22 protein-coding genes are annotated in these 20,431 nt (G+C 70.0%); 15 read left to right on the top strand and 7 right to left on the bottom strand.

Features of this window, described 5'->3' with window-relative positions; translation table 11 throughout:
• Window positions 1–3: 3 nt before the first annotated feature.
• Entirely contained in the window at window positions 4–504 is a 501-nt protein-coding gene (locus AB0C25_RS14795) for a TrkA C-terminal domain-containing protein (protein ID WP_357243392.1), read from the bottom strand.
• Between the two features lie 42 nt (window positions 505–546).
• Here AB0C25_RS14795 and AB0C25_RS14790 point away from each other — a divergent pair, with 42 nt between their 5' ends.
• Window positions 547–1,632, top strand: coding sequence for a hypothetical protein (locus AB0C25_RS14790; RefSeq protein WP_357373266.1), 1,086 nt, complete (start codon window positions 547–549; stop codon window positions 1,630–1,632).
• A 194-nt stretch (window positions 1,633–1,826) separates the two neighbouring features.
• On the opposite strand, the gene AB0C25_RS14785 is transcribed toward AB0C25_RS14790, so the two are convergent.
• Window positions 1,827–2,963 carry an epoxide hydrolase gene (locus AB0C25_RS14785; protein WP_357373264.1) on the bottom strand — a complete coding sequence of 379 codons (1,137 nt, stop codon included), beginning with the start codon at window positions 2,961–2,963 and terminating at the stop codon, window positions 1,827–1,829.
• 85 nt (window positions 2,964–3,048) lie between these two features.
• Between AB0C25_RS14785 and AB0C25_RS14780 the strand changes: the two genes are divergently transcribed.
• The 4 genes from AB0C25_RS14780 (at window position 3,049) to AB0C25_RS14765 (ending at window position 7,703) form a co-directional block, all read left to right on the top strand.
• A complete protein-coding gene (locus AB0C25_RS14780) occupies window positions 3,049–3,693 on the top strand; it encodes a helix-turn-helix domain-containing protein (RefSeq protein WP_357373262.1) in 645 nt (214 codons plus the stop codon).
• Window positions 3,694–3,778: 85 nt separating this feature from the next.
• On the top strand, window positions 3,779–6,370 hold the full coding sequence (gene clpB / locus AB0C25_RS14775) for an ATP-dependent chaperone ClpB (protein WP_357373260.1): 2,592 nt from the start codon (window positions 3,779–3,781) through the stop codon (window positions 6,368–6,370).
• 177 nt (window positions 6,371–6,547) lie between these two features.
• Window positions 6,548–6,928, top strand: a complete 381-nt coding sequence (locus AB0C25_RS14770; RefSeq protein ID WP_357373258.1) for a hypothetical protein — start codon at window positions 6,548–6,550, stop codon at window positions 6,926–6,928.
• A gap of 172 nt (window positions 6,929–7,100) precedes the next feature.
• Complete coding sequence (locus tag AB0C25_RS14765; RefSeq protein ID WP_357373256.1) at window positions 7,101–7,703, top strand: DUF4178 domain-containing protein; 603 nt, start codon at window positions 7,101–7,103, stop codon at window positions 7,701–7,703.
• A gap of 109 nt (window positions 7,704–7,812) precedes the next feature.
• On the opposite strand, the gene AB0C25_RS14760 is transcribed toward AB0C25_RS14765, so the two are convergent.
• Window positions 7,813–8,106 (bottom strand): hypothetical protein, encoded by a 294-nt coding sequence (locus AB0C25_RS14760; RefSeq protein WP_357373254.1) that lies wholly within the window; start codon window positions 8,104–8,106, stop codon window positions 7,813–7,815.
• A gap of 454 nt (window positions 8,107–8,560) precedes the next feature.
• Between AB0C25_RS14760 and AB0C25_RS14755 the strand changes: the two genes are divergently transcribed.
• The 5 genes from AB0C25_RS14755 to AB0C25_RS14735 all read left to right on the top strand — a co-directional run bounded on the left by AB0C25_RS14755 (window position 8,561) and on the right by AB0C25_RS14735 (window position 12,081).
• Complete coding sequence (locus AB0C25_RS14755; protein ID WP_357373252.1) at window positions 8,561–9,334, top strand: hypothetical protein; 774 nt, start codon at window positions 8,561–8,563, stop codon at window positions 9,332–9,334.
• A gap of 116 nt (window positions 9,335–9,450) precedes the next feature.
• Window positions 9,451–10,116: a hypothetical protein gene (locus AB0C25_RS14750; RefSeq protein ID WP_357373250.1), complete on the top strand. Its 666-nt coding sequence runs from the start codon at window positions 9,451–9,453 to the stop codon at window positions 10,114–10,116.
• A gap of 11 nt (window positions 10,117–10,127) precedes the next feature.
• Window positions 10,128–10,937 (top strand): SDR family oxidoreductase, encoded by an 810-nt coding sequence (locus AB0C25_RS14745; protein ID WP_357373248.1) that lies wholly within the window; start codon window positions 10,128–10,130, stop codon window positions 10,935–10,937.
• A gap of 169 nt (window positions 10,938–11,106) precedes the next feature.
• Complete coding sequence (gene pyrE, locus AB0C25_RS14740) at window positions 11,107–11,646, top strand: orotate phosphoribosyltransferase (RefSeq protein ID WP_357373246.1); 540 nt, start codon at window positions 11,107–11,109, stop codon at window positions 11,644–11,646.
• A 57-nt stretch (window positions 11,647–11,703) separates the two neighbouring features.
• Window positions 11,704–12,081: a metalloregulator ArsR/SmtB family transcription factor gene (locus AB0C25_RS14735; RefSeq protein ID WP_030332125.1), complete on the top strand. Its 378-nt coding sequence runs from the start codon at window positions 11,704–11,706 to the stop codon at window positions 12,079–12,081.
• 173 nt (window positions 12,082–12,254) lie between these two features.
• On the opposite strand, the gene AB0C25_RS14730 is transcribed toward AB0C25_RS14735, so the two are convergent.
• The gene (locus AB0C25_RS14730) at window positions 12,255–13,040 is read right to left on the bottom strand and encodes a DedA family protein (protein WP_357373387.1); all 786 of its coding nucleotides are present in this window, start codon (window positions 13,038–13,040) and stop codon (window positions 12,255–12,257) included.
• A gap of 165 nt (window positions 13,041–13,205) precedes the next feature.
• Window positions 13,206–14,876 carry an LPXTG cell wall anchor domain-containing protein gene (locus AB0C25_RS14725; RefSeq protein ID WP_357373243.1) on the bottom strand — a complete coding sequence of 557 codons (1,671 nt, stop codon included), beginning with the start codon at window positions 14,874–14,876 and terminating at the stop codon, window positions 13,206–13,208.
• Window positions 14,877–15,056: 180 nt separating this feature from the next.
• Between AB0C25_RS14725 and AB0C25_RS14720 the strand changes: the two genes are divergently transcribed.
• Together AB0C25_RS14720 and AB0C25_RS14715 are read left to right on the top strand one after the other, a co-directional pair.
• Entirely contained in the window at window positions 15,057–15,536 is a 480-nt protein-coding gene (locus tag AB0C25_RS14720) for a SigE family RNA polymerase sigma factor (RefSeq protein WP_357373241.1), read from the top strand.
• A 2-nt stretch (window positions 15,537–15,538) separates the two neighbouring features.
• On the top strand, window positions 15,539–16,603 hold the full coding sequence (locus AB0C25_RS14715) for an LCP family protein (protein WP_357373239.1): 1,065 nt from the start codon (window positions 15,539–15,541) through the stop codon (window positions 16,601–16,603).
• Window positions 16,604–16,607: 4 nt separating this feature from the next.
• On the opposite strand, the gene AB0C25_RS14710 is transcribed toward AB0C25_RS14715, so the two are convergent.
• Window positions 16,608–16,820, bottom strand: coding sequence for a hypothetical protein (locus tag AB0C25_RS14710; RefSeq protein ID WP_357373237.1), 213 nt, complete (start codon window positions 16,818–16,820; stop codon window positions 16,608–16,610).
• A 125-nt stretch (window positions 16,821–16,945) separates the two neighbouring features.
• Here AB0C25_RS14710 and AB0C25_RS14705 point away from each other — a divergent pair, with 125 nt between their 5' ends.
• Window positions 16,946–17,329, top strand: coding sequence for a phage holin family protein (locus AB0C25_RS14705; RefSeq protein WP_357243446.1), 384 nt, complete (start codon window positions 16,946–16,948; stop codon window positions 17,327–17,329).
• Window positions 17,330–17,465: 136 nt separating this feature from the next.
• On the top strand, window positions 17,466–18,491 hold the full coding sequence (gene fbaA, locus AB0C25_RS14700) for a class II fructose-bisphosphate aldolase (RefSeq protein WP_357243449.1): 1,026 nt from the start codon (window positions 17,466–17,468) through the stop codon (window positions 18,489–18,491).
• A gap of 51 nt (window positions 18,492–18,542) precedes the next feature.
• Here fbaA and AB0C25_RS14695 read toward each other — a convergent pair whose 3' ends face one another.
• Window positions 18,543–19,736 (bottom strand): hypothetical protein, encoded by a 1,194-nt coding sequence (locus tag AB0C25_RS14695; RefSeq protein WP_357373235.1) that lies wholly within the window; start codon window positions 19,734–19,736, stop codon window positions 18,543–18,545.
• Between the two features lie 249 nt (window positions 19,737–19,985).
• Here AB0C25_RS14695 and AB0C25_RS14690 point away from each other — a divergent pair, with 249 nt between their 5' ends.
• Window positions 19,986–20,414, top strand: a complete 429-nt coding sequence (locus AB0C25_RS14690; protein ID WP_357243455.1) for a DUF3151 domain-containing protein — start codon at window positions 19,986–19,988, stop codon at window positions 20,412–20,414.
• Window positions 20,415–20,431 lie beyond the last annotated feature (17 nt).

The following is a 20,431-nucleotide window of genomic DNA, read 5'->3' as shown; positions in this document are numbered from 1 at the left end:
GCCTCAGCCGTCCGGGTCACTGTCGGCGAGGATGGCGGACACGCCGTCGAGACCTCTACGGGTCCCGACAACGACCACCACGTCGCCGGCCGCGAAGCGGAAGGAGGGGAGTGGCGAGACGATCACTTCGCCTTCGCGCAGGACCGCCACGATGGAGGCGCTGGTGCGGGTACGCGCCTTGGTGTCGCCGAGCTTGCGGTTGACGTACGGCGAGCCGGCCGTGATGGCGATCTGCTCGGTGAGCAGACCGGCGGCCTGCTCACGCAGCCCGGAGAGCTGGCCGAGCATCAGCGACGCGCCGAGGATGTCGGCCAGCGCCTCAGCCTCGTCGTCGGTCAGCGGGATGTCCGCCTGGCACGAGTCGGGATCGTCAGGGTCGTAGAGCACAAGGTCACGACGGCCGTTCCGATGGGAGACCACGCCGAGCCGACGGCCGGATTCGGTCACCAGATCGTGACGCACTCCGATGCCAGGTAAGGCAATCTGTTCCACACGTACTCGCACCCGGGCAAGGCTACCGCTTCGGAGACGCCGATGATCGGACGGATGTCGGGTCGGGCAGTGGTCCTGCTGCTCGTACCCCTGCTAGCTGGGTGTTCGATCGGCGACATCCGCCGAAATCCGCCGACCGCGCCGCCGTCCCGAGCGGCCGTCGCCACGCCGTCTCCATCGGCCGCCGTCGCAGAGGTCCGCCGCGTCCGGGTCGCGGTACCGCAGCGGTACGACCCGCCGTACGTCGAGTTCGTCGACGCCGAGCACGGCTATGCCCTCTTCGCCAACTGCGGCGAGCCGCCGCCCGGCGACGACTGCCCGGCGCGGATCTTCGCCACCGGTGACGGCGGACGGTCCTGGCGGGAGTTGCGACATCCCCACCCGGCGGCGGAGAACCACCAGCTCTACGCCGCTGCGGGGGTGCTGACGTTGTGGAGTGAGCCGCACGGCTGGTGGACGTCGACCGATGGTGGCACCTCGTTCACGCACACGCTGGACGGGCCACCGCCGCAGTGGCGCGACGCCCAGGGTCGATTCCAGTTGATCGAGGGCAGTGGTCAGGTCGGCGAGTGGGACGGTCAGCGGCTGCGCCCGCTGGCCACCCAGCCGCGCGTACCCGGAATGAACACGGTCGACGCGGGCGACGGCCTGCTGGTGGTCGCGGCCGGGGAGAAGGATGGGAAGCCGTACGCGGCGGTCTCGTTCGACCGGGGGCGGAACTGGCAGCAGACGCCGGTGCCGGCGCCCGACGGGCTTGTCGGCGTCCTGCGGGCCGTGGTCGATCGGGACGGGACGGGATGGCTGGTCGGGGAGCGGCCGGACCGCAGGTCCTTTCCGGCGCTCTGGCGACTGCGCCGAGGGTGGGATCCGATCCGCGCCGAAGGGCATCCGCCGGTTATCCAATCCGTCGCGCCGATCGGCGGCGGGCTGCTCGCGGTGACCAGTTCGGCGGGTACGGGCACGGGCACGGTCGGGGACGGTCGCTACACCGAGCTGCCCTGGCCGATCGGCCCCGACCGAAGCCTGTCGGTGCTCACCGACGGCACGATCGTGGCCGCCGGCGGGGACGGTGACATCCTGCTCGGCGTCGGCCAGGTGGCCGAGCGCCGCTGGACAGAAATCATCCTCGACAAGTTCTGACGACCCGGCTACGTGATCACCGCCCGGTTACCCGGCGAATCGGGCCTTAGGGGTCGTACTCGATCGTGATCGACTCGGTTTTCAGGATGTCGCGGTGTCCTGGCGGTCCGGATACCGCGTCTTCCTGAAAGTCGAGTGGATCAACCGGTCGACGCCCGCCCCGGTCGAGCGGAGCGGGCGCCGACCAGTTCGGGTCAGTGGAGGCTGGCGAAGAACTCGCGGATGTCGGCGACCAGGACGTCGGTGGCCTGGTGGGCCGCGTAGTGACCGCCCACGTCACCCCGGCCCTCGACGTCCGTCTGGTAGGCCGTCCACCGGACGATGTTCGCGTGGTCCCGCTCGGCGAAGCGGCGAATGGACTGGAAGTCGCCGGGGAACATGGCGAGCGCGGTCGGTGCGGTGGTCGGCTCGGTCGGCGGCTCGCCGGCGTGCGCGTCCTCCCAGTAGAGCCGGATCGCCGAGGCGGCCGTGCCGGTGAACCAGTAGAGGGCCACGTTGGCCAGGATGAAGTCGGCGTCCAGGCTCTCGTCGAAGAGCTGGGCGTTCCAGGCGAGCAGCCCAACCGGGGAGTCGACCAGCGCGAACGCCAGGGTCTGCGGCTGCTGGCTGTGCACCTGGTTGAAGGAGAACTTGTTCTCGTAGAACCACTGGAGGTGCCCGAGCGCGGCCTGGTCCGCCTCGGAGAGGCCGGCGAACTCGGCCGGGTCGCCGGAGGGGAACGAGAAGAGTTGGGTGACGTGGACGCCGAGGACGTGTTCCCGGTCGATCCGGCCCACCTCCGGCGCGACCATCGAGCCGGCGTCGTTGCCGACCGCGCCGTAGCTGTCGTACCCCAGGCGGTTCATCAGTTCGGCCCAGGCGCGGGCGGTGCGGAAGCGGTTCCAGCCGGCGCTGCGGGTCGGGCCGGAGAAGCCGAAGCCGGGCAGCGACGGGATGACCAGGTGGAAGGCCGGCGCGGCCGGGTCGCTGGGTTCGGTGAGCGGGGCGATGACGTCCAGGTATTCCAGGACTGAGCCGGGCCAGCCGTGGGTGAGCACCAGGGCTGTGGCGTCCGGCCGGGACGACCGGACGTGCAGGAAGTGGATCTGCTCGCCGTCGATCTCGGTGACGAACTGGGGGTGGGCGTTCAGCCGGGCCTCGACGGCCCGCCAGTCGAACTCGCCCCGCCAGCGGTCGACGAGGGTGCGTACCCGATCGGTGCTCATCCCGTAGGCGTCGCCCGCGCCGGCCAGCTCGGCGGGCCAGATCGTGCGGCCGAGCCGGGCGGCCAGGTCGTCGAGGTCGGACTGCGGGATCTCGACGCGGAACGGGCGGATCGCGGTGTCGCTCATGCCGGAACTCCTTCGGAACGGAATGTTTCGTTCTGCAATCACAGTAGCAGAGCGGAACGATCCGTTCCACTGTTAGGCTGAGGGCATGTCAACGACTTCCGGCAGGACGCTGGGCGGTCGCCGCGCCCAGGCCGCCCGCAACGACGAGGTCATCCTCGAAGCCGCGCGCGCCGTCTTCCTCGACGACCCGAAGGCTCCGATCGCCGCCGTCGCCGAACGCGCGGGCGTGGGCATCAGCGCGCTCTACCGGCGGTACGCGGGCAAGGAGGACCTGCTGCGTCAGCTCTGCCACGACGGGTTGCGCAGGTACGTCGCCGAGGCCGAGACCGCCCTCGCCGAGCCGGACGGGTGGGCCGCGTTCACCGGCTTCCTGACCCGGGTGGTCGACGCCGACGTGCACTCGCTCACCGTCCACCTGGCCGGCACCTTCACCCCGACCGAGGAGATGGGTCGGGACGCGATGCGCGCCGGGGAGTTGGCCGCCGCCCTGTTCGAACGGGCCCGCGCCAGCGGGCGGCTGCGCCCCGACGCGGTCGTACACGATCTGGGGTTGCTGTTGGAATCGTGCGCGGCGGTGCGCGTACCTGATGCGGAGCGGACCGGGCAGTTGCGCCGCCGCCAGCTCGCGGTGCTGCTGGCCGGCCTGTCGTCGGCGCCGGACACGGACCCGCTGCCCGGCCCGGCCCCGGCGGCCGGAGAGTTCGACTGGCGGTGGCGTCCTCGGGGGTGATGGGCGCCACGCGCTAAGGTTGAGTGGAATACGCTCAACTCTGGTTGTGTCCTTCTCAGTGGACAACGCCGATCCGGGGGAGCCCATGAACACCGAAAGACTCACCACCAAGAGCCGCGAGACCATCACGGGCGCTGTCGCGCTGGCCAACCAGCGTGGCCACGCCACCGTGGAGTCCTGGCACCTACTGCTGTCACTCCTGGACACCGATGGCTCGACCGCCACCGGTCTGTTGCGCGCCGTCGGGGCCGACCCCGCCGAGCTGCGCCGGGCCGCCCAGCGCGCGGTCGACGCCCTGCCGGCCGCCCGCGGTTCGAGCATCGCCGAGCCCACGTTGGCTCGGGAGTTCGTCAACGCCATCGGCGCCGCCGAGCAGATCGCCCGCCCGCTGGGCGACGAGTACACGTCCACCGAGCACCTGCTCGCCGGCCTGGCCCGGGTGGGTGGCGCGGTCTCCGGCGCGCTGAAGACCGCCGGTGCCACCGAGGAGGCCCTGGTCGCGGCCTTCCCGACCGTCCGCGGTGGCGACCGCCGGGTCACCACCGCCGACCCGGAGCAGACCTACCAGGCCCTGACCAAGTACGGCGTCGACCTCACCGCCAGCGCCCGGGACGGCAAGATCGACCCGGTGATCGGCCGGGACGCCGAGATCCGCCGCGTCATCCAGGTGCTCTCCCGGCGGACGAAGAACAACCCGGTGCTGATCGGCGAGCCCGGCGTCGGCAAGACCGCGATCGTCGAGGGCCTCGCCCAGCGGATCGTCACCGGCGACGTGCCCGAGTCGCTGCGCGACAAGAAGCTGATCTCGCTGGACCTCGGCGCGATGGTCGCCGGCGCGCAGTACCGCGGCCAGTTCGAGGAGCGGCTGAAGTCCGTCCTGGAGGAGATCAAGAACTCCAACGGGCAGGTCATCACCTTCCTCGACGAGCTGCACACGGTCGTCGGCGCCGGCAAGGGCGAGGGCTCGATGGACGCCGGCAACATGCTCAAGCCGATGCTGGCCCGTGGCGAGCTGCGGATGGTGGGCGCGACCACGCTCGACGAGTACCGCGAGCACATCGAGAAGGACCCGGCGCTGGAGCGTCGTTTCCAGCCGGTGCTTGTCGGCGAGCCGACGATCGAGGACACCATCGGCATCCTGCGCGGGCTCAAGGAGCGCTACGAGGTGCACCACGGCGTACGGATCACCGACGCCGCGCTCGTCGCCGCCGCCACCCTGTCGGACCGCTACATCACCGACCGGTTCCTGCCGGACAAGGCGATCGACCTGGTCGACGAGTCCGCGTCCCGGCTCCGGATGGAGATCGACTCCCGGCCGGTCGAGGTGGACGAGATCGAGCGGGCGGTCCGCCGGCTGGAGATCGAGGAGATGGCGCTGGCCAAGGAGCCGGACGCCGCCTCCGCCGAGCGGTTGGAGCGGCTGCGCAAGGAGTTGGCCGACAAGCGCGAGCAGCTCACCGTGCTCTCCGAGCGCTGGCAGACCGAGAAGAGCCACATCACCAAACTCTCCACCGCGAAGGAGGAGCTGGAACGTCTCGGCGGCGAGGCCGAGCGGGCCGAGCGCGACGGTGAGTTGGAACGCGCCGCCGAGCTGCGCTACGGCCGGATCCCCGCCCTCAAGGTCGAGCTGAAGCAGGCCGAGGAGGAGCTGGCCCAGCTCCAGGCCGACGGCGCGATGCTCAAGGAGGAGGTCGGCGCGGACGACATCGCCGCGGTGGTCGCCTCCTGGACCGGCATCCCCGCCGGCCGTCTGCTCGAAGGCGAGACGGCCAAGCTGCTGCGGATGGAGGAGTCGCTGGGCGGCCGGGTGGTCGGCCAGGGCGAGGCGGTCGGCGCGGTCTCCGACGCGGTACGCCGTGCCCGGGCGGGTATCGCCGACCCGGACCGCCCGACCGGCAGCTTCCTCTTCCTCGGCCCCACCGGCGTCGGCAAGACCGAGCTGGCCAAGGCGCTCGCCGAGTTCCTCTTCGACGACGAGCGGGCGATGGTCCGCATCGACATGAGCGAGTACGGCGAGAAGCACTCGGTCGCCCGCCTGGTGGGTGCCCCGCCCGGCTACGTCGGCTACAACGAGGGTGGTCAGCTCACCGAGGCGGTGCGTCGTCGGCCGTACTCGGTGATCCTGCTCGACGAGGTGGAGAAGGCCCACCCGGACGTCTTCGACGTGCTGCTCCAGGTGCTCGACGACGGCCGGCTCACCGACGGTCAGGGCCGCACGGTGGACTTCCGCAACGCGATCCTCATCCTCACGTCCAACCTCGGGTCGTCGGTGATCGGTGACCTGACGCTCGCCGACGAGCAGCGCCGGGAGGGTGTCCTCGCCGTGGTCCGGTCGCACTTCAAGCCGGAGTTCCTCAACCGGCTGGACGACATCGTGGTCTTCGCCTCGCTGCGCGGGGACGACCTGCGGACCATCGTCGACATCCAGCTGGACCGGATGCGGCGGCGGCTGGCCGACCGCAGGCTCGGTCTGGACATCACCGAGTCCGCCCGTCAGTGGCTGGCCGAGCACGGCTACGACCCGATCTACGGCGCCCGCCCGTTGCGCAGGCTGGTCCAGACGGCGATCGGCGACCAACTGGCAAAGGCTCTCCTGTCCGGCCAGATCCGCGACGGCCAAACGGTGAAGGTGGAGCTGAACGCCCAGACCAACACCCTCTCGGTAACCCCCGCCTAACTCGGAAGTAGACCCACTTCCTCCCGATTAGGGCCGCTTCGCGCAGCGGAGCGACAGCGACTAACCCCCGCCCATCGACGTTGATCATGAGGTTGTTGCCCGCCGCGTCGGCGTGTCGTGGCAATAACCTCATGATCAACCGGGTCGGGGGGGCGTGGACGGGGAAAGGATTGAGGCATGTTTGGGATTGGGAAGAAGTGGGAGCGGGAGCTTGGTGCGGCCGTCGACGAGTTGGTCGCGGCTGACACGCTTGCCTTCGGTGGCGTGGGGCTCGCTGGCCAGGTGCTGCCGGTGACGTTGGCGTACGAGCGGGTTTCCGCGGCCGTCGACGACCACCCCGACGAGGTTCGCCGGCAGCTCGACCGTGTGCTGGCCGACGGCACACCCGCCGGCCGGGCGTACGCGGCCACGCTGCTGGAGCGGGTCGACCCGGTGGCGGCCCGAGCGGCCTGGACCTCGCTGCGGGACGACCCGAGCGAGTTCACCACATTCGTCGGCTGTGTGATGGACCGCGAGACCCTTGGCAACTACGCCAGCCAACGGCTCGCCACATCTTGATCCATCTGCGGACACGGACGAACCACCGCCCGCCCGGCCGTCCACAGTGCGATCGTGCACAACAGGCGACGCTGCGACTGCCGTCGGTAGCTGAGCTGTCGGTCACGGTACGGGTCGCACCGGAGCCGAGGATTGTTACCGTCTGCGCCGAGGTACCTGGGGAGATGGTCGGGTGGGCAGGTCAATGACGTACCTGGTGGTGGCGCTTGCCGTACTCGCGGCGGTCGTCATCGTCGTCGCCGTGCGAACCCGCCGGTCGACCCGGCCGGGCGGGCGGTCGTCGGACGCCACGGCGGAGTCCCTGCGTGGCGACCCCCTCCGCCTGCGCCTGGGCGACCGAGTGCGGATCCGCGATCGGGAGTACGCGGTGAGCGGCACCATCCGCCTCGTCGAGGGGGACTGGAGCTGGGTGCAGCACCTGCTCGACGACGACTCCGGCACCCGCTACCGGCTCTCCGTGGAGGACGGCCCCGAACTGGAGCTGGTGCTCTGGACGGCTGAGCCGGGCGCCAGCGTGACCCCGGGTGCCCCGACCATCGACCTCGGTCGGCGGCGCTACACCTGGGCCGAGACGGGGCAGGCACGCTACACCGCCACCGAGGAGGTCGGGCTGCCGCCGGCCGGGACGATGCGCTACCACGACTACCAGGCCGGTGGCGGGGCACGGCTCTCCTTCGAGGCGTACGGCGAGGAGGGGTGGCGAGTGGCCCGCGGTAATCTGCTCGACCCCGCCGATCTGGTAATTCACACAGGCGGCGGGAATCAAGCGAGTTGAATGGTGGGGCGAATTGGACGGACGTCCGGCCGTCGTCGAATTGCCGCGCCGCAGCCGGGTCGGCCATTTGAAGGTGAACCGACCCGGCTGCGGCGCAGCTATTCAGAAATTAAGCTAACAGCCCGAAGAGGGTGTACGGCATACTTTGGACGTTGAAGAAATTGGAAACGCACGTCCAGTTGCTGAGGGTTCCGTTGTTCTGGAGGCGCACGCCTTCGCTGATACAGGTGCCGAGATTCTTGTAGACGCCCCACGCCGGCCAGCCCTGGGCCTCGAAATCCCCTGCGGCGCTGGACACGACAGCTGGTGAAACGGCCGGAGCGGCCTGTGCTGGTGCGGCCAAGGTGAGTGAACCGACAGCGAGCGCGCCGGACAGGACCGCAGCGCGAACAATCTTCTGCATACTTGCTCCTTCTGAGCGTCTGGCATTTCCTGTCCAAGACAGGCCGGCTGTCCAAGACAGCTTGCAAACCCCCCGTGGGCCCACGAAGCCGCGTTGACTACCAATTGCTGGCCGTCGACGCGCATCTATAGGAACATGCTCTGGCGTGGCTGGCAACCCCGCTCACCGCGTCCACTCACGTATTTGCAGTTCAAAGGCTTCGCAAATGCTTGCGATCTCGCCTTATGGCGCAGTCAACCGTCGACGTTGAGTGGTCTTTCGCCCAAGGCTTCGGTCGGTGGCGGGCGCCCGTCACGAGCAGACGCACCAGCCGACAGTCCGACGGTTCACCGCTCCGCCCACAGTGGCCCGACGCCGCCGATGGCTCCCGCACCCCTGCCTGGGTCTTTGTCCCTGAACTGTCGCTCGTAGGGCGGTGTCGATACGGTGTCATCCTGATCACATAAGGAGAGCCATGGCCAATCCTCTCAGCAAGCCGGCTCCGGTGCGCCCGGGTGTCGTGACGATCTCGACGTATCTGCTGCTGCTGTTCGCGCTCACTCAGCTGCTCAGCCTGATCATGGTCATCAGCGTGAGTGGCAGCATCCGGCAGGGCTTCCAGGATGCGTACCAGGGCACGGAGGATGTCGACACCATCGGAACGGTGGCCGTCGCCTTCGCGATTGCCTCCGTCGCAGTGCTCCTGGTGCTCGCGCTCGTCCTGGTTGTGCTGGCGATGTTCAACAACCGTGGACGCAACGGAACCCGGATCACCACGTGGGTGGTCGGCGGCATCATGGTCTGTTGTGTCGGTGGCTCGCTCGTCAGCGGTGCGTCCGGATTTTCGCAGAACGCGTCGGGGGGCGGCGGCGATGCGCCGAGCGGCGCACAGATCGAACGCAGCATGTCGGATGCCATCCCATCCTGGTACGGCCCGACCAGCACAGCGGTGAACATCGTGGGGCTCGCGGCGCTACTCGCGGCGCTGATCCTGCTGGCGCTTCCGAAGGCCCACCCGTTCTTCCGCAAGGCCACCGCGGCCTGGGAGCCGCCGACCCCGGGCACCAGCTACCCGGGTGCCCCGCCGACCCCGGGTCAGCCCGGCTACCCGCAGACCCCGGGTCAGCCCGGCTACCCGCAGTCGTCCGGCGAGCCGGGCTACCCGTCAAGTGGCGAGCCGAGCTACCCGCCGCCGGCGAACCGGCCGGACGACACGCCGCCCGGGTCAACCCCACCGTCGACGAGCTGACGGCCCGGTAAGCACAAGCTGACGGCCCGACAAGCACGAGTTGACGGCCCGGTAAGCACGACGCCGACGATCCCTCCGAGTAGGTTGCAACCCGACGCCTACCGGAGGGATTCGTCGTGTCGTACCCCGAATCGGCATCGGCCCGCCGGCCCGCCGTCGTCCTGTCGGCCGCAACCGTGCTGTGGGTGATGGCGGTGGCCGCGCTCTTCTACACCGTGGTCGCCCTGGTGGTGTTGGGCGGGACTGTCGACGCGTTCCGTTCCGCCGCCCGGGACACCTCGGCCAGCCCGGAGCAGATCGACGACGTGGTGAGCCTGCTGCGCGCGTCCGCCGTGCTGTCGGCGGTGGTGGCGGCGCTCTCCGCGCCGGTGCTCGCCGGCCTGGCCCTCGGGCTGCTGGCGGCGCGCAACGGCGCCCGGGTGGCCACCTGGGTGGTCAGTGGGCTCGGTGTGCTCGGCGGCTGTTGCAGCGTGGCGGTGCTCATCGGTGAGCGGGCCGCGCCACTGCAACTGGGTGCCGACGACCAGGCTCTCGCCGAGTTGCTGGGCCTGATCGGGGACGCCTACCCGTCCTGGTGGATCCCGCTCAACGCCGGGCTTTCCGTCGGGCAGGTGCTCGGTTACCTTGTAGTAGCCGTGCTGCTGGCCCTGCCGGCGGCGAACGCCTGGTTCGGTCACCGCCGCTCGACCGCGCCGACGCCACCAACCGCGCCACCCGCGTTCACGTCCGCCCCGTACCAACCGCCATCGGCGCCGCCCGCGCCCCAGTACCCGCCCAGGTGAGGATCACCCCCGTGCCGCTCGACCCCACGACTGCCGAGCGTCGGGCCCTGATCACCGGGGCCACCGCCGGCATCGGCGCGGCGTTCGCCCGGCGGCTGGCCGCCGACGGTTGGCACCTGGTGCTCGTCGCCCGCGACGCGGCCCGGTTGGCCGAGGTGGCCGGCGAGTTGGGTTCCGCCCACGGCCGCGAGGTGGAGACGATCCCGGCGGATCTGTCCACCGACGACGGGTGCGCCATCGTGGAGCAACGGCTCGCCGACGGCGGCCCCGTGCACCTTCTGGTCAACAACGCTGGGATCAGCCTGAACAAACCGTTCCTGCGGTCCACCGCGGAGGACGAGGCGCGCCTGTTGCGGCTCAACGTGCACGCGGTCATGCGGCTGACCCTGGCGGCGTTGCGACCGATGACCGAACGCCGAAATGGGGCAGTGATAAATGTCTCTTCGGTTGCTGGGTTCGGTACGGCGATGCCGGGCTCGACGTACTCGGCCAGCAAGGCGTGGGTCACCAACTTCAGCGAGTCCGTTGGTCTGTCCGCCCGGCCGTTCGGGGTCCGGGTGATGGCCCTCTGCCCCGGCTACACCCGCACGGAGTTCCACGAGCGGGCCGGCATCAACATGTCGAAGACGCCCGAGTGGCTGTGGCTGCGGGCCGAGGATGTGGTCGACGAAGCCCTGCGTGACCTGCGCAAAGGCAAGATGGTCAGTGTCCCGGCATGGAAGTACAAGATGGTCGTCGCCGGCATGCGGCACGCGCCGCGTCGGCTGCTCCAGGCGGTCGCCCGGGACACCCGCGGCCGGATCGGTCGCGACGAGCACTGAGCCCCGACAGGCCCGCCGGCCTCCGGTGGCCGGCGCGGAGACGTTGGCGCGCCGCTGTCAGGACAGTCGCTGAGCGTAGTCGAACATCGCCAACCATCGGTGCCTCGCCGGGCTGGTCAGGGTGGACCCCGCACACACCGTTCAGACTTGCGCAGTAACCTCTATCGCCATGGGGGACCACGACGACCTGCGTAAATTCATTACCGACCTGGCCGTGGTCCACGGGCGGGTCGTGCTCTCCTCGGGGCGTGAGGCAGACTGGTACGTGGATCTGCGGCGCGTCACGCTCCATCACCAGGCCGCTCCTTTGGTCGGCCGGGTGTTGCTCGACCTCACCGCCGACTGGGATTACGCCGCTGTTGGCGGCCTCACCCTGGGCGCGGATCCCGTCGCGGTCTCGATGCTGCATGCCGCTGCTCCGACTGGCCGTGCCCTGGACGCCTTTGTGGTGCGCAAGGCGGGCAAGGCACATGGTCTGCAGCGGCGGATCGAGGGACCGGAGGTGGCCGGCCGCCGGGTGTTGGCGGTGGAGGATACGTCCACGACGGGAGGAAGTGTGTTGACCGCTGTCGAGGCGCTTCGCGAGGCCGGGGCGGAAGTCGTGGGTGTGGCGGTTATTGTTGATCGAGGCGCCGGCGACGCGGTGCGAGCCGCCGGATTGCCTTACCGGGCGGCCTATACGTTGGCTGACCTTGGCCTTGTGGCGTAAAAGTTTGCCGATTCGGATCTGCTGATATGCAGGCGGATCGATGCTGCTGGTGGAAGGATGGAATACGTGGGAACTGCGTTGGCCGAAATGACTATGCCTCAGATCTCGCCGCTTAACGGCGAGCCGATCGAACGTGCCGATGCCGAGCGTCTCGCCGGGGTCCTCAAGGCCCTTGCGGATCCTGCTCGGTTGCGGCTGCTCAGCCTGATCCAGTCGGCCCCCGAGGGCGAGGCGTGCGTCTGTGACCTGACGGCGCCGCTCGGCCTCTCTCAGCCGACGGTCAGTCATCACCTGCGTATCCTCACCGAGGCGGGCTTGCTGCAGCGGGAGAAGCGCGGTGTCTGGGCGTACTACAGCCTGGTCCCGAGTGCGATCGCGACGATCGCCGACCTGCTGACCCCGCCGCGTAAGCGGGCCACCAAGAAGGCCCGCTGACGTAGGCAGTGAACGCCGTCCCGCGCCGGGACGGCGTCCGGTGGCGAGCCAGGGGTGGCGCCATCGGTGGGTAACACCTGTGCTCGTCTCCGGCCGCACCGCCGGAGGCCGGGTCCGACATGCCGACGGCCGACCCCCGCACCAGGGGCCGGCCGTCGTCGTCGTACGTGGGCTCAGTGGTCCTGGCCGTGCTCCGGGCGGTGCCGGCCGTGCTGGTGCCGGTCGTGGTCGAACGCCTCGCGGGCTGCCTCCACGGCACCGGCGGCGCTGGCCGCCGCGACCACCGCGACCGCCTCGCCGCGCTTGCGAGCACGCCGGTCGCGGAGGAACTCGAAGAAGATCGGCAGCACCGAGATCACGATGATCAGGGCCACCACCGGCAGGATGTAGTGGTCGATCTTGTCGCCGATGGCCTGGTAGATCTGCTCGGCCAGCAGGTAGCCGATCAGCAGGATGCCGTCCACCCAGAGCACCGCGCCGACGATGTTCCAGAGCAGGAACTTCCGGGCCGGCATGCCGAGCGCGCCCGCGACCGGATTGAGGAACGTCCGGACGATCGGAATGAAGCGCGCCAGCACCACGGCCTTCGCCGGGCCGAACTTCTGGAAGTAGTACTCGGCCTTCTCGACGTACTCCTTCTTGAAGAGCCGGGAGTTCGGCTTCTCGAACATCGGCCGGCCGTACCGGGCACCGAGCCAGTGCCCCAGCTGGGCGCCGACGATCGCGCAGATCGGGCCGCCGATCAGCAGGCCGGCAAGGGAGAGGCGGGTGCCGTCGCCGAAGATCGCGTCCGCCACCGGCGACGAGGCCACGCCGGCGAGGAACAGCAGTGAGTCGCCCGGGAAGAAGAAGCCCACCAGCAGGCCAGTTTCGGCGAAGAGGATCACCCACACACCGATCAGGCCGAAGGTCTGCAACAGATCCTTGGGATCGAGCGGGTTCAGGGCGACGCTCTCCATGAGAGCGCGGGTCTTCTCAGCTGTGTCCACGGCCACAAAGGGTACCGAAGCCCAAGGTCCCAGCCGCGCCGGACCGGTCCCGCACCACCCGCCCGCGTCGCGGAGTCCCTACGACGGTGCCCCGCCGACCGGGTGGTCGGCGGGGCGCCAGTGGTGCGGAGTCGGTCAGGCCACGAAGCGGGTCCGGCGGCGCTTGGCCACCAGGTAGCCACCGACGCCCGCGGCGAGCAACAACGCGCCGAGGCCGGCGATCAGGCCGGTGGACTGACCGGTGACCGGCAGGCCACCGCCGTCACCGCTGTCGCCGCCGCCCGTGCCGCCGTTACCGCCGCCGCCCGTGCCGTTGTTGCCCGAGCCGCCGTTGCCGTTTCCACCCGTGCCGTTGTCGCCGCCGCCGTTGCCGTTACCGCCGCCGCCGTTGCCGTTACCGCCGCCGTCGGTGCTGGTCGGATTAATGATGATCTTGGCGGTGTCATTGCTCTTGTTCGGGTCGCCGGCCAGCCCGGTAGTGATGGCACCCGTGGCGTCCGGGACGACCTTGTCGATTCGGAGCGCGAACGAGTACGCGCCCTTGAAGTCCTTGTCGTTCGGGGTCTCGAGGACCGCGCAGGCGTACTCCTTGGCGCCCGGCTCACCCCAACCCGCGTTCCACGGATCCCACTCCTTCTCCGGCGCGAACGGCACGCACTCGGAATCTGCCTCGACCACCGTCGTGTCGGCCGGAACGGAGATCCGGACCGGCAGGTCCGCAAGCTGGATACCCGGCGTGCCCTGGCCCAGATACTCGACGACGGCCGGTCCATGGTTGGTGAAGCTCGGCGCGACGGTGACCACGTCACCCTTCTTGCCGCTCGCGGACGCGCCATTGGCGGCCAGATCCGCGTGGTTGTCGCCGGTCACCTGAACGGTCCCGAGGGTGGTGCTGTTCCACCTCTCGAGGTCGGTCTGCGGCACCCGCGCGCGCTCCGTCGACTGCTCGACCAGGCGAAGCTTGCCGCCCTTACCGGGCGCGACGTCGTCCAGGTGCCAGTCCTTGAACGCCAACTCCCAGTCGGCAATGGTCCACCAGTCCAACAGAACCGGGAACTTGGCGCCGGTACGCGCCTCCGGTGCGACCTTGATGGGAAGGTTCCCGGAGAGCTTGTACGACATACCCGGCTCGATCTTCGTGTCGAACCTGCAGAAGGTGGTCATGCCCCACTCGTCCGACCTGCAGTTCGAGAAGTCCCCGCCGTAGGCGGCGAGGTACTCGGCCTGGACGACGAGGACTGCACCATTGACCCGGGTCCCACCGGCGTTGCGCACGATGCCCGGCAGGCCAGCGCTGCCGCCCGGAGCGCCGGTGGCCTCGACGGTCGGGTCGCTCACCAGGTCCACGCCTTCGGCGATGCTGATGTCGGCCTTCGCCTTGGCGGTCTTGCCGCCGGCGGTGAGGCTGATCGCCAGCGAGCCCTTCTGCCCTGGTTTCGCGTCGTCCTTGGCCGTGACCATGTAGTCGAACGAGGGCGACTGGCCATCCTCGATGTCGGACTCGCAGTGCAGCTTGGTTGGCGAAACATCGCAGGTCCAGCCCCACGCCGGCTCCACCGTGGCAAAGCCGGCGACTGCGGAGAGGTCGACGTCCACCGAGGTTCGACCGAACGTCGGCTCGGACTCGCTGCCGGTCGACTGGGCGTAGAGGGAGCCGTAGGTCAGGTGGCCGGGCGCGACGAGCAGATCGTGAGTGACGATGTCGAAGGAAGCCTTGGCGGCGGCTGCCGGGGTGGCGGAGGCTGCGACGAACGCGCCTGCTACGCCCAGTCCGGCGAGCCAGCGCCGGGTGGAGTGGGTGAGCATGAGGGGGTTCCTCCAGTTGGGGGTTCAGGTGGAGCCTGCGGATTTTAAGGAGCCGTTGAGGCTGGACGCAGCCCTTGGGAGCCACCTGGCCAACAAGATCATCCAAAAGGCTGACCACGCTCGCTGCAATGTTCTGCCCGTCCGCTTCCGTCATCTGCGGTAGGAGCCCCGGGAGGTGCAGTGACGTACGAGGAGTTCGCGGACACGCGGCTGGCCCCGCTACTGCGGTACGCGGTGATGCTCACCGGTGATCCGCACCAGGCTCAGGATCTGGTCCAGGAGACCATGGTCCGGGTCCAACTGAACTGGCGTCGGGTCGCCCGCGCGGATTCGCCCGAGCACTACGTGCGCCGGATGCTCACCAACCAGTACGTCGACTGGCGGCGCGGCTCCTGGGTCCGCCGGGTGCTGCTGCGCGGGGAGGCCGACGCGACGGTGCCGGTGCCCATCGACCACACGCAGACCGCTGTGGACCGGGACCAGATCTGGTCCTGGCTGTCGCGGCTGCCGCGCCGGCAACGGGCCACTCTGGTGCTGCGCTACTACGAGGACCTACCCGACGCGGAGATCGCCGACATCCTCGGCTGTGCCGTCGGGACCGTACGTTCGTCCATCTCCCGGGCCCTGGCAACGCTCCGGGCCGAGTACGTGGAGGCGTGAACATGATCGAGGACGACCTGCGTGCCGCCTTCGGCAGGCACGAGCCGCTGACCCCGCCGACCGGCCCACTGCGGGCCGCGATCGACCGGCTGGCGGCACGTCGCCGGCAGCGTCGGCGTCGCTGGCAGGCCGGTGGCGTGGCCCTGGCCGTGCTCGGCGTACTTGGCGTCGGGGTGCCGCTGTTCACCCCGGAACGCGCCGGGACGCCGCCGACCGCCGACCTGATCGGGGCGTCGGATCGGCCGTTGGCGACGGGTGCGGTGACCGTCCTGCTGCTCGGGATCGACAGCCGCGGGTCCGCCCCGCCGCTGGCCGACTCGGTACTGCTGCTGCACCTCCCGGCCGACCGCAGCCGCCCGTACCTGATCTCTCTGCCCCGCGACCTGAAGGCGCCGATCCCCGGTCACGGCACCGACAAACTGAACGCGGCGTTCGCGTTCGGCGCGGGCCTTGGGTCGACGGACCTGGCCAAAGGCTACGAGCTGACCCGGCAGACGGTGGCGAACCTGACCGGCGTCCGCATCGACACCGGCGTGGTGTTGACGTACTCCGCTCTGCGGTCGCTGACCAACGAGGTGGGCGGCGTGCCGGTCTGCCTACCCGAGCAGGTGCGGTCGGCGCACACCCGGCGGGTGTTCCCGGCCGCGTGCCAGCGTCTCGACGGCGCCGCCGCGGTCGACCTGCTCCGCCAGCGCTACGGGCTGCCCGAGGGCAGCCAGGACCGCGACCGCAATGCCCGGATCTTCGCCACCGCGCTTGTGCGTTCGGCCTCCGACCAGGGCCTGCTGACCAATCCGGTACGACTGTCCAAGCTGCTGAGCGCCGTCGGACCGGACCTCGCCGTGTCACCGGGTGAGGCCACCATGCTGGACCTGATGCGGCTCGTCCCGACGCTGCGCTCGTTGGAGCCGGTCGGGCTCAGCCTGCCGGCGAACGAGTCGACCGGACCCAGCCACCATCTGGAGGCGGACCCGAAGCTCGCCCCGGAGTTCCTGACCGCACTGCGCGAGGATCGGCTCGGCGACTGGGTGGGCCGCCACCCGAAGCTGGTGGACGGCGCTCGCTGAACGCTCAGCGGTAGTCGTCCTCGTCTCCGGTGACCACCCGGGCCTGCTCCATCGCGTCCCAGTCGTCGACCTCCAGGCCGCGCTGCGGCGCCCCGTCACCGTCGAGGGGGACGGCCGAGGCGGCCTGCTCGACGGCGTCCGCCGGCTCCGCCTCGGGGTTGCGCTCGTCCGGGGCGAGGTGGTCGCCGGGGGTGAAGTCCTCAACGGGCTGACCCATCGTCCCTCCCGGGGGGTCTCGGGGCACGGTTCCCACCCACCGTACGGGGTGGGCCGGCACCGCGCCCGGAAGCGGAGTAGGCGGAATCCGCCCTCGGCGACGCGACCCGGTGCCAGGATGGTGCGGTGGGCTTTCTCATCCGACTGGCGATCACCGCGGTCGCTCTGTGGATAACCACGCTGATCGTGCCCGGGGTCGACGTGCACGGCCGCTCGGGTGGCAACACCGTGCTCACCCTGATCGTGGTGGCGCTGATCTTCGGTGTGGTCAACGCGGTGCTCAAACCGATCATCCGGGTGCTCGGCTGCGTGTTCTACCTGTTGACCCTGGGCCTGTTCGCGTTGGTGGTCAACGCCCTGCTGTTCCTGCTCACCGACCGGATCGCCCGCGGGCTCGACCTGCCGTTCGAGGTGGACGGTTTCTGGGCGGCGTTCTGGGGAGCCATCGTGATGACAGTGGTCACCTGGCTGATCAGCGTCATTGTGCCGGACAACCTGGACCGCCGATGAACGGCTAGCACCCGGGTCGGTTGTTCCGGCACAGCCCACCTACGGGATACTGCCGGGCGGAGGACAGCGCGGTCCGGCGCACAAGTGAACAACAGCGGCCAGCACGGCCGAGAGTGGTAAGTAAGGAGCGCATCACATGCCCATCGCTTCCCCCGAGGCCTACGCGGAGATGCTGGACCGCGCCAAGGCTGGCCGGTACGCGTACCCCGCGATCAACGTGACCTCCTCGCAGACGCTGAACGCGGCGCTCAAGGGCTTCGCCGACGCGGAGAGCGACGGCATCATCCAGGTCTCCACCGGTGGTGCCGAGTACCTGTCCGGCCCCTCGATCAAGGACATGGTCACCGGCGCCGTGGCGTTCGCCGCGTACGCGCACGAGGTGGCCAAGAAGTACTCGGTCAACATCGCCCTGCACACCGACCACTGCCCGAAGGACAAGCTGGACGGGTTCGTCCGTCCGCTGATGGCCATCTCGCAGGAACGGGTGAAGCGCGGCGAGGAGCCGCTGTACCAGTCGCACATGTGGGACGGCTCAGCCGTGCCGGTCGCGGAGAACCTCCAGATCGCCGCCCAGCTCCTCGACGAGGCCGCCAAGGGCAAGATCGTCCTTGAGATCGAGGTCGGCGTCGTCGGTGGCGAGGAGGACGGCGTCGAGAACGCCATCAACGACAAGCTCTACACGACCACCGATGACGGCCTGGCCATGGTCGAGGCGCTCGGCCTCGGCGAGAAGGGCCGCTACATGGCGGCGCTGACCTTCGGCAACGTGCACGGTGTGTACAAGCCGGGCAACGTCAAGCTGCGTCCGGAGATCCTCAACCAGATCCAGGAGGCTGTCGGCGCGAAGTACGGCAAGGACAAGCCGCTCAGCCTGGTCTTCCACGGCGGCTCGGGCTCCCTGCTGAGCGAGATCCGTGAGGCTCTCGACTACGGCGTGGTGAAGATGAACATCGACACCGACACCCAGTACGCCTTCACCCGCCCCGTCGCGGACCACATGCTCCGCAACTACGACGGCGTGCTGAAGATCGACGGCGAGGTCGGCAACAAGAAGCAGTACGACCCGCGCGCGTGGGGCAAGGCCGCCGAGGCCGGCCTGGCCGCCCGTGTCGTCCAGGCGTGCGAGGACCTGCGCTCGACCGGCACCACGATGACCAAGTAACGACGCACCACAAACGGCCGGCTTCCCTCGCGGGGAGCCGGCCGTCGTCGTTCAGGCGGTGAGCAGGCGGACGGCCTCGCGTACGTCGTCGGTGAGGTGGATCGTCGACGACAGGTCACCGAACGGCGACGCGGCCAGCAGCGGACGTAACAACGCCTCCACCGGCAGCTCGGTGGTCCAGTAGCCGCGGTCCAGGAAGACGTACGCGCCGCTGGCGCCGTCGGTGCCGTAGTAGGTCTTCGTGGCCGCCTGGAACACCTCCTGCACCGTGCCGGCACGGCCCGGCGCGAAGACGATCCCACCCCGGGCGAGTCGCAGGATGGTGTCCTCCCGGATCGCGTTGGAGAAGTACTTGGCGATCCGCCCGGCGAACAGGTTCGCCGGCTCGTGCCCGTACAGCCAGGTCGGGATGGCCAGGCCACCGGCCCGCGCCCAGGCGAGGTCGTCACCACGTTGCCGGGGCACGCCCGCGAAGCGCTGCCGCACCGCCAAGGCCGTGGCCGTGTACCGGTGGTGGTCGGTGAAGTCGGGCGCGCCGGCCAGCAGGTCGATCGCCTCGGTCAACTCGGTCGCCGGCCGGTCCGCCAGGTAGGCGCCGAGATTCGCCGCCTCCATCACCCCCGGACCGCCACCGGTCACCACCAGCCGGTCGGCCCGCGCCAGCTCCCAACCCAGCACGGCAGCCATCCGGTACGGCGGACTGCCACGTCGCACCGCGTGCCCACCCATGATGCCCACCACCGACTGCGGCCCGTGTCGGGTCAGCCAGGCCCGGGTGGCGTCGGTCAGCGCATTGTCCACGCCGTGGTCGTGCAGCCGCTGACCCAGCGCCTCCTTGACGTCCGGCAGCGCGCCGCCGTGCGCCCGGTAGTGGTCGTACACCCGGGTGTCGTACATCCCGGTGAACCCGCCCTCGGCGAAGCCGGCGGCCAACTCCTCCGGGGTGTAGAGGTGCGACGGCTGGCTCGGGTACGGCAGCCCCGAGAACGGCGGCACCACGTTCGCGCCGCGCCGGACCAGGTCGGCCCCGACGTCCCGGGAGGCGAACCGGCAGCCCACGAAGAGCGTGCCGGCGACCTCGATGCCGGTGAGATCGGGCACCGGCGCCAGGTCGAGGCGCAGGCCCTGCACGGTCAGCCCGGTCAGTCGGCCGGTGGCCAACTGCCGATCGAACTCGTCGCGGGTCTGGATCTCGTCGGCGTGCAGGTGCGGCTCGATGACGTCCGCGGGAGGTGGGGTCGGCACCCGGCCATCCTGCCCGTCCGCCGGGTGCGGGCAAACCTCGGGCCTGGGGTGCAACGGGCAGGAGCCCGGTGACCGAGGCCACCGGGCTCCTGCGTTACCGGTTCCTGGGGAGGCTCCGGACCATTAGTTGTAGTGGAAAACACATGGCAGCGGCATAGGCCGCAGGCGTGACCAACTCCTCAGCCGTTCAGCCGAACGCGTCGGCCGACCCGCTCGCGTGTCGCCCTGTCCAGCGGGTTGAATGGGGCGATGCAGAACCTTTTGCCAGAGCCACCGGCCACCCGCCTGCCCGCGAACGACGAGGCCGACGCCGCCCTGGCTGCCGCCGAGGAGGCCGGCACCGAGGAGGCGCTCGCCACCGTGGCGGCCGGCTTCCCCACCTACAGCGCGGCCTGGGCGGAGCTCGCCGCCCGGTCGTTCGCACAGGACCAGGTGGTGACGGCGTACGCGTACGCGCGCACCGGCTACCACCGTGGCCTCGACCAGCTGCGCCGCAGCGGGTGGAAGGGGCACGGCCCGGTGCCGTGGTCACACGAGCCCAACCGGGGCTTCCTCCGCTGCCTCTACGTGCTGTCCCGAGCCGCGGACGAGATCGGCGAGGCCGACGAGGCGGCCCGCTGTGCCCAGTTCCTGCGTGACTGCGACCCGGAGGCGGCGGACGCGCTCGCGAGCACCTGACCCCGATCCGACGGCCG

This window comes from Micromonospora sp. NPDC048839, from assembly GCF_040649915.1.
GTDB lineage: Bacteria > Actinomycetota > Actinomycetes > Mycobacteriales > Micromonosporaceae > Micromonospora.
The sequence above is the reverse complement of the archived record's forward strand: the minus strand, read 5'-3'. Positions and strand labels throughout refer to the sequence as shown.

What these genes read in the sequence shown, in the direction of transcription:
- AB0C25_RS14770 (WP_357373258.1), top strand. Translation starts at nt 6,548, where the DNA reads ATGTTTGGGATTGGGAAGAAGTGGGAGCGGGAGCTTGGTGCGGCCGTC.
- AB0C25_RS14785 (WP_357373264.1), bottom strand. Translation starts at nt 2,963, where the DNA reads ATGAGCGACACCGCGATCCGCCCGTTCCGCGTCGAGATCCCGCAGTCC.
- pyrE (WP_357373246.1), top strand. Translation starts at nt 11,107, where the DNA reads ATGGGGGACCACGACGACCTGCGTAAATTCATTACCGACCTGGCCGTG.
- AB0C25_RS14760 (WP_357373254.1), bottom strand. Translation starts at nt 8,106, where the DNA reads ATGCAGAAGATTGTTCGCGCTGCGGTCCTGTCCGGCGCGCTCGCTGTC.
- AB0C25_RS14790 (WP_357373266.1), top strand. Translation starts at nt 547, where the DNA reads ATGTCGGGTCGGGCAGTGGTCCTGCTGCTCGTACCCCTGCTAGCTGGG.
- AB0C25_RS14755 (WP_357373252.1), top strand. Translation starts at nt 8,561, where the DNA reads ATGGCCAATCCTCTCAGCAAGCCGGCTCCGGTGCGCCCGGGTGTCGTG.
- AB0C25_RS14780 (WP_357373262.1), top strand. Translation starts at nt 3,049, where the DNA reads ATGTCAACGACTTCCGGCAGGACGCTGGGCGGTCGCCGCGCCCAGGCC.
- AB0C25_RS14725 (WP_357373243.1), bottom strand. Translation starts at nt 14,876, where the DNA reads ATGCTCACCCACTCCACCCGGCGCTGGCTCGCCGGACTGGGCGTAGCA.
- fbaA (WP_357243449.1), top strand. Translation starts at nt 17,466, where the DNA reads ATGCCCATCGCTTCCCCCGAGGCCTACGCGGAGATGCTGGACCGCGCC.
- AB0C25_RS14735 (WP_030332125.1), top strand. Translation starts at nt 11,704, where the DNA reads ATGGAATACGTGGGAACTGCGTTGGCCGAAATGACTATGCCTCAGATC.
- clpB (WP_357373260.1), top strand. Translation starts at nt 3,779, where the DNA reads ATGAACACCGAAAGACTCACCACCAAGAGCCGCGAGACCATCACGGGC.
- AB0C25_RS14715 (WP_357373239.1), top strand. Translation starts at nt 15,539, where the DNA reads ATGATCGAGGACGACCTGCGTGCCGCCTTCGGCAGGCACGAGCCGCTG.
- AB0C25_RS14730 (WP_357373387.1), bottom strand. Translation starts at nt 13,040, where the DNA reads ATGGAGAGCGTCGCCCTGAACCCGCTCGATCCCAAGGATCTGTTGCAG.
- AB0C25_RS14690 (WP_357243455.1), top strand. Translation starts at nt 19,986, where the DNA reads ATGCAGAACCTTTTGCCAGAGCCACCGGCCACCCGCCTGCCCGCGAAC.
- AB0C25_RS14710 (WP_357373237.1), bottom strand. Translation starts at nt 16,820, where the DNA reads ATGGGTCAGCCCGTTGAGGACTTCACCCCCGGCGACCACCTCGCCCCG.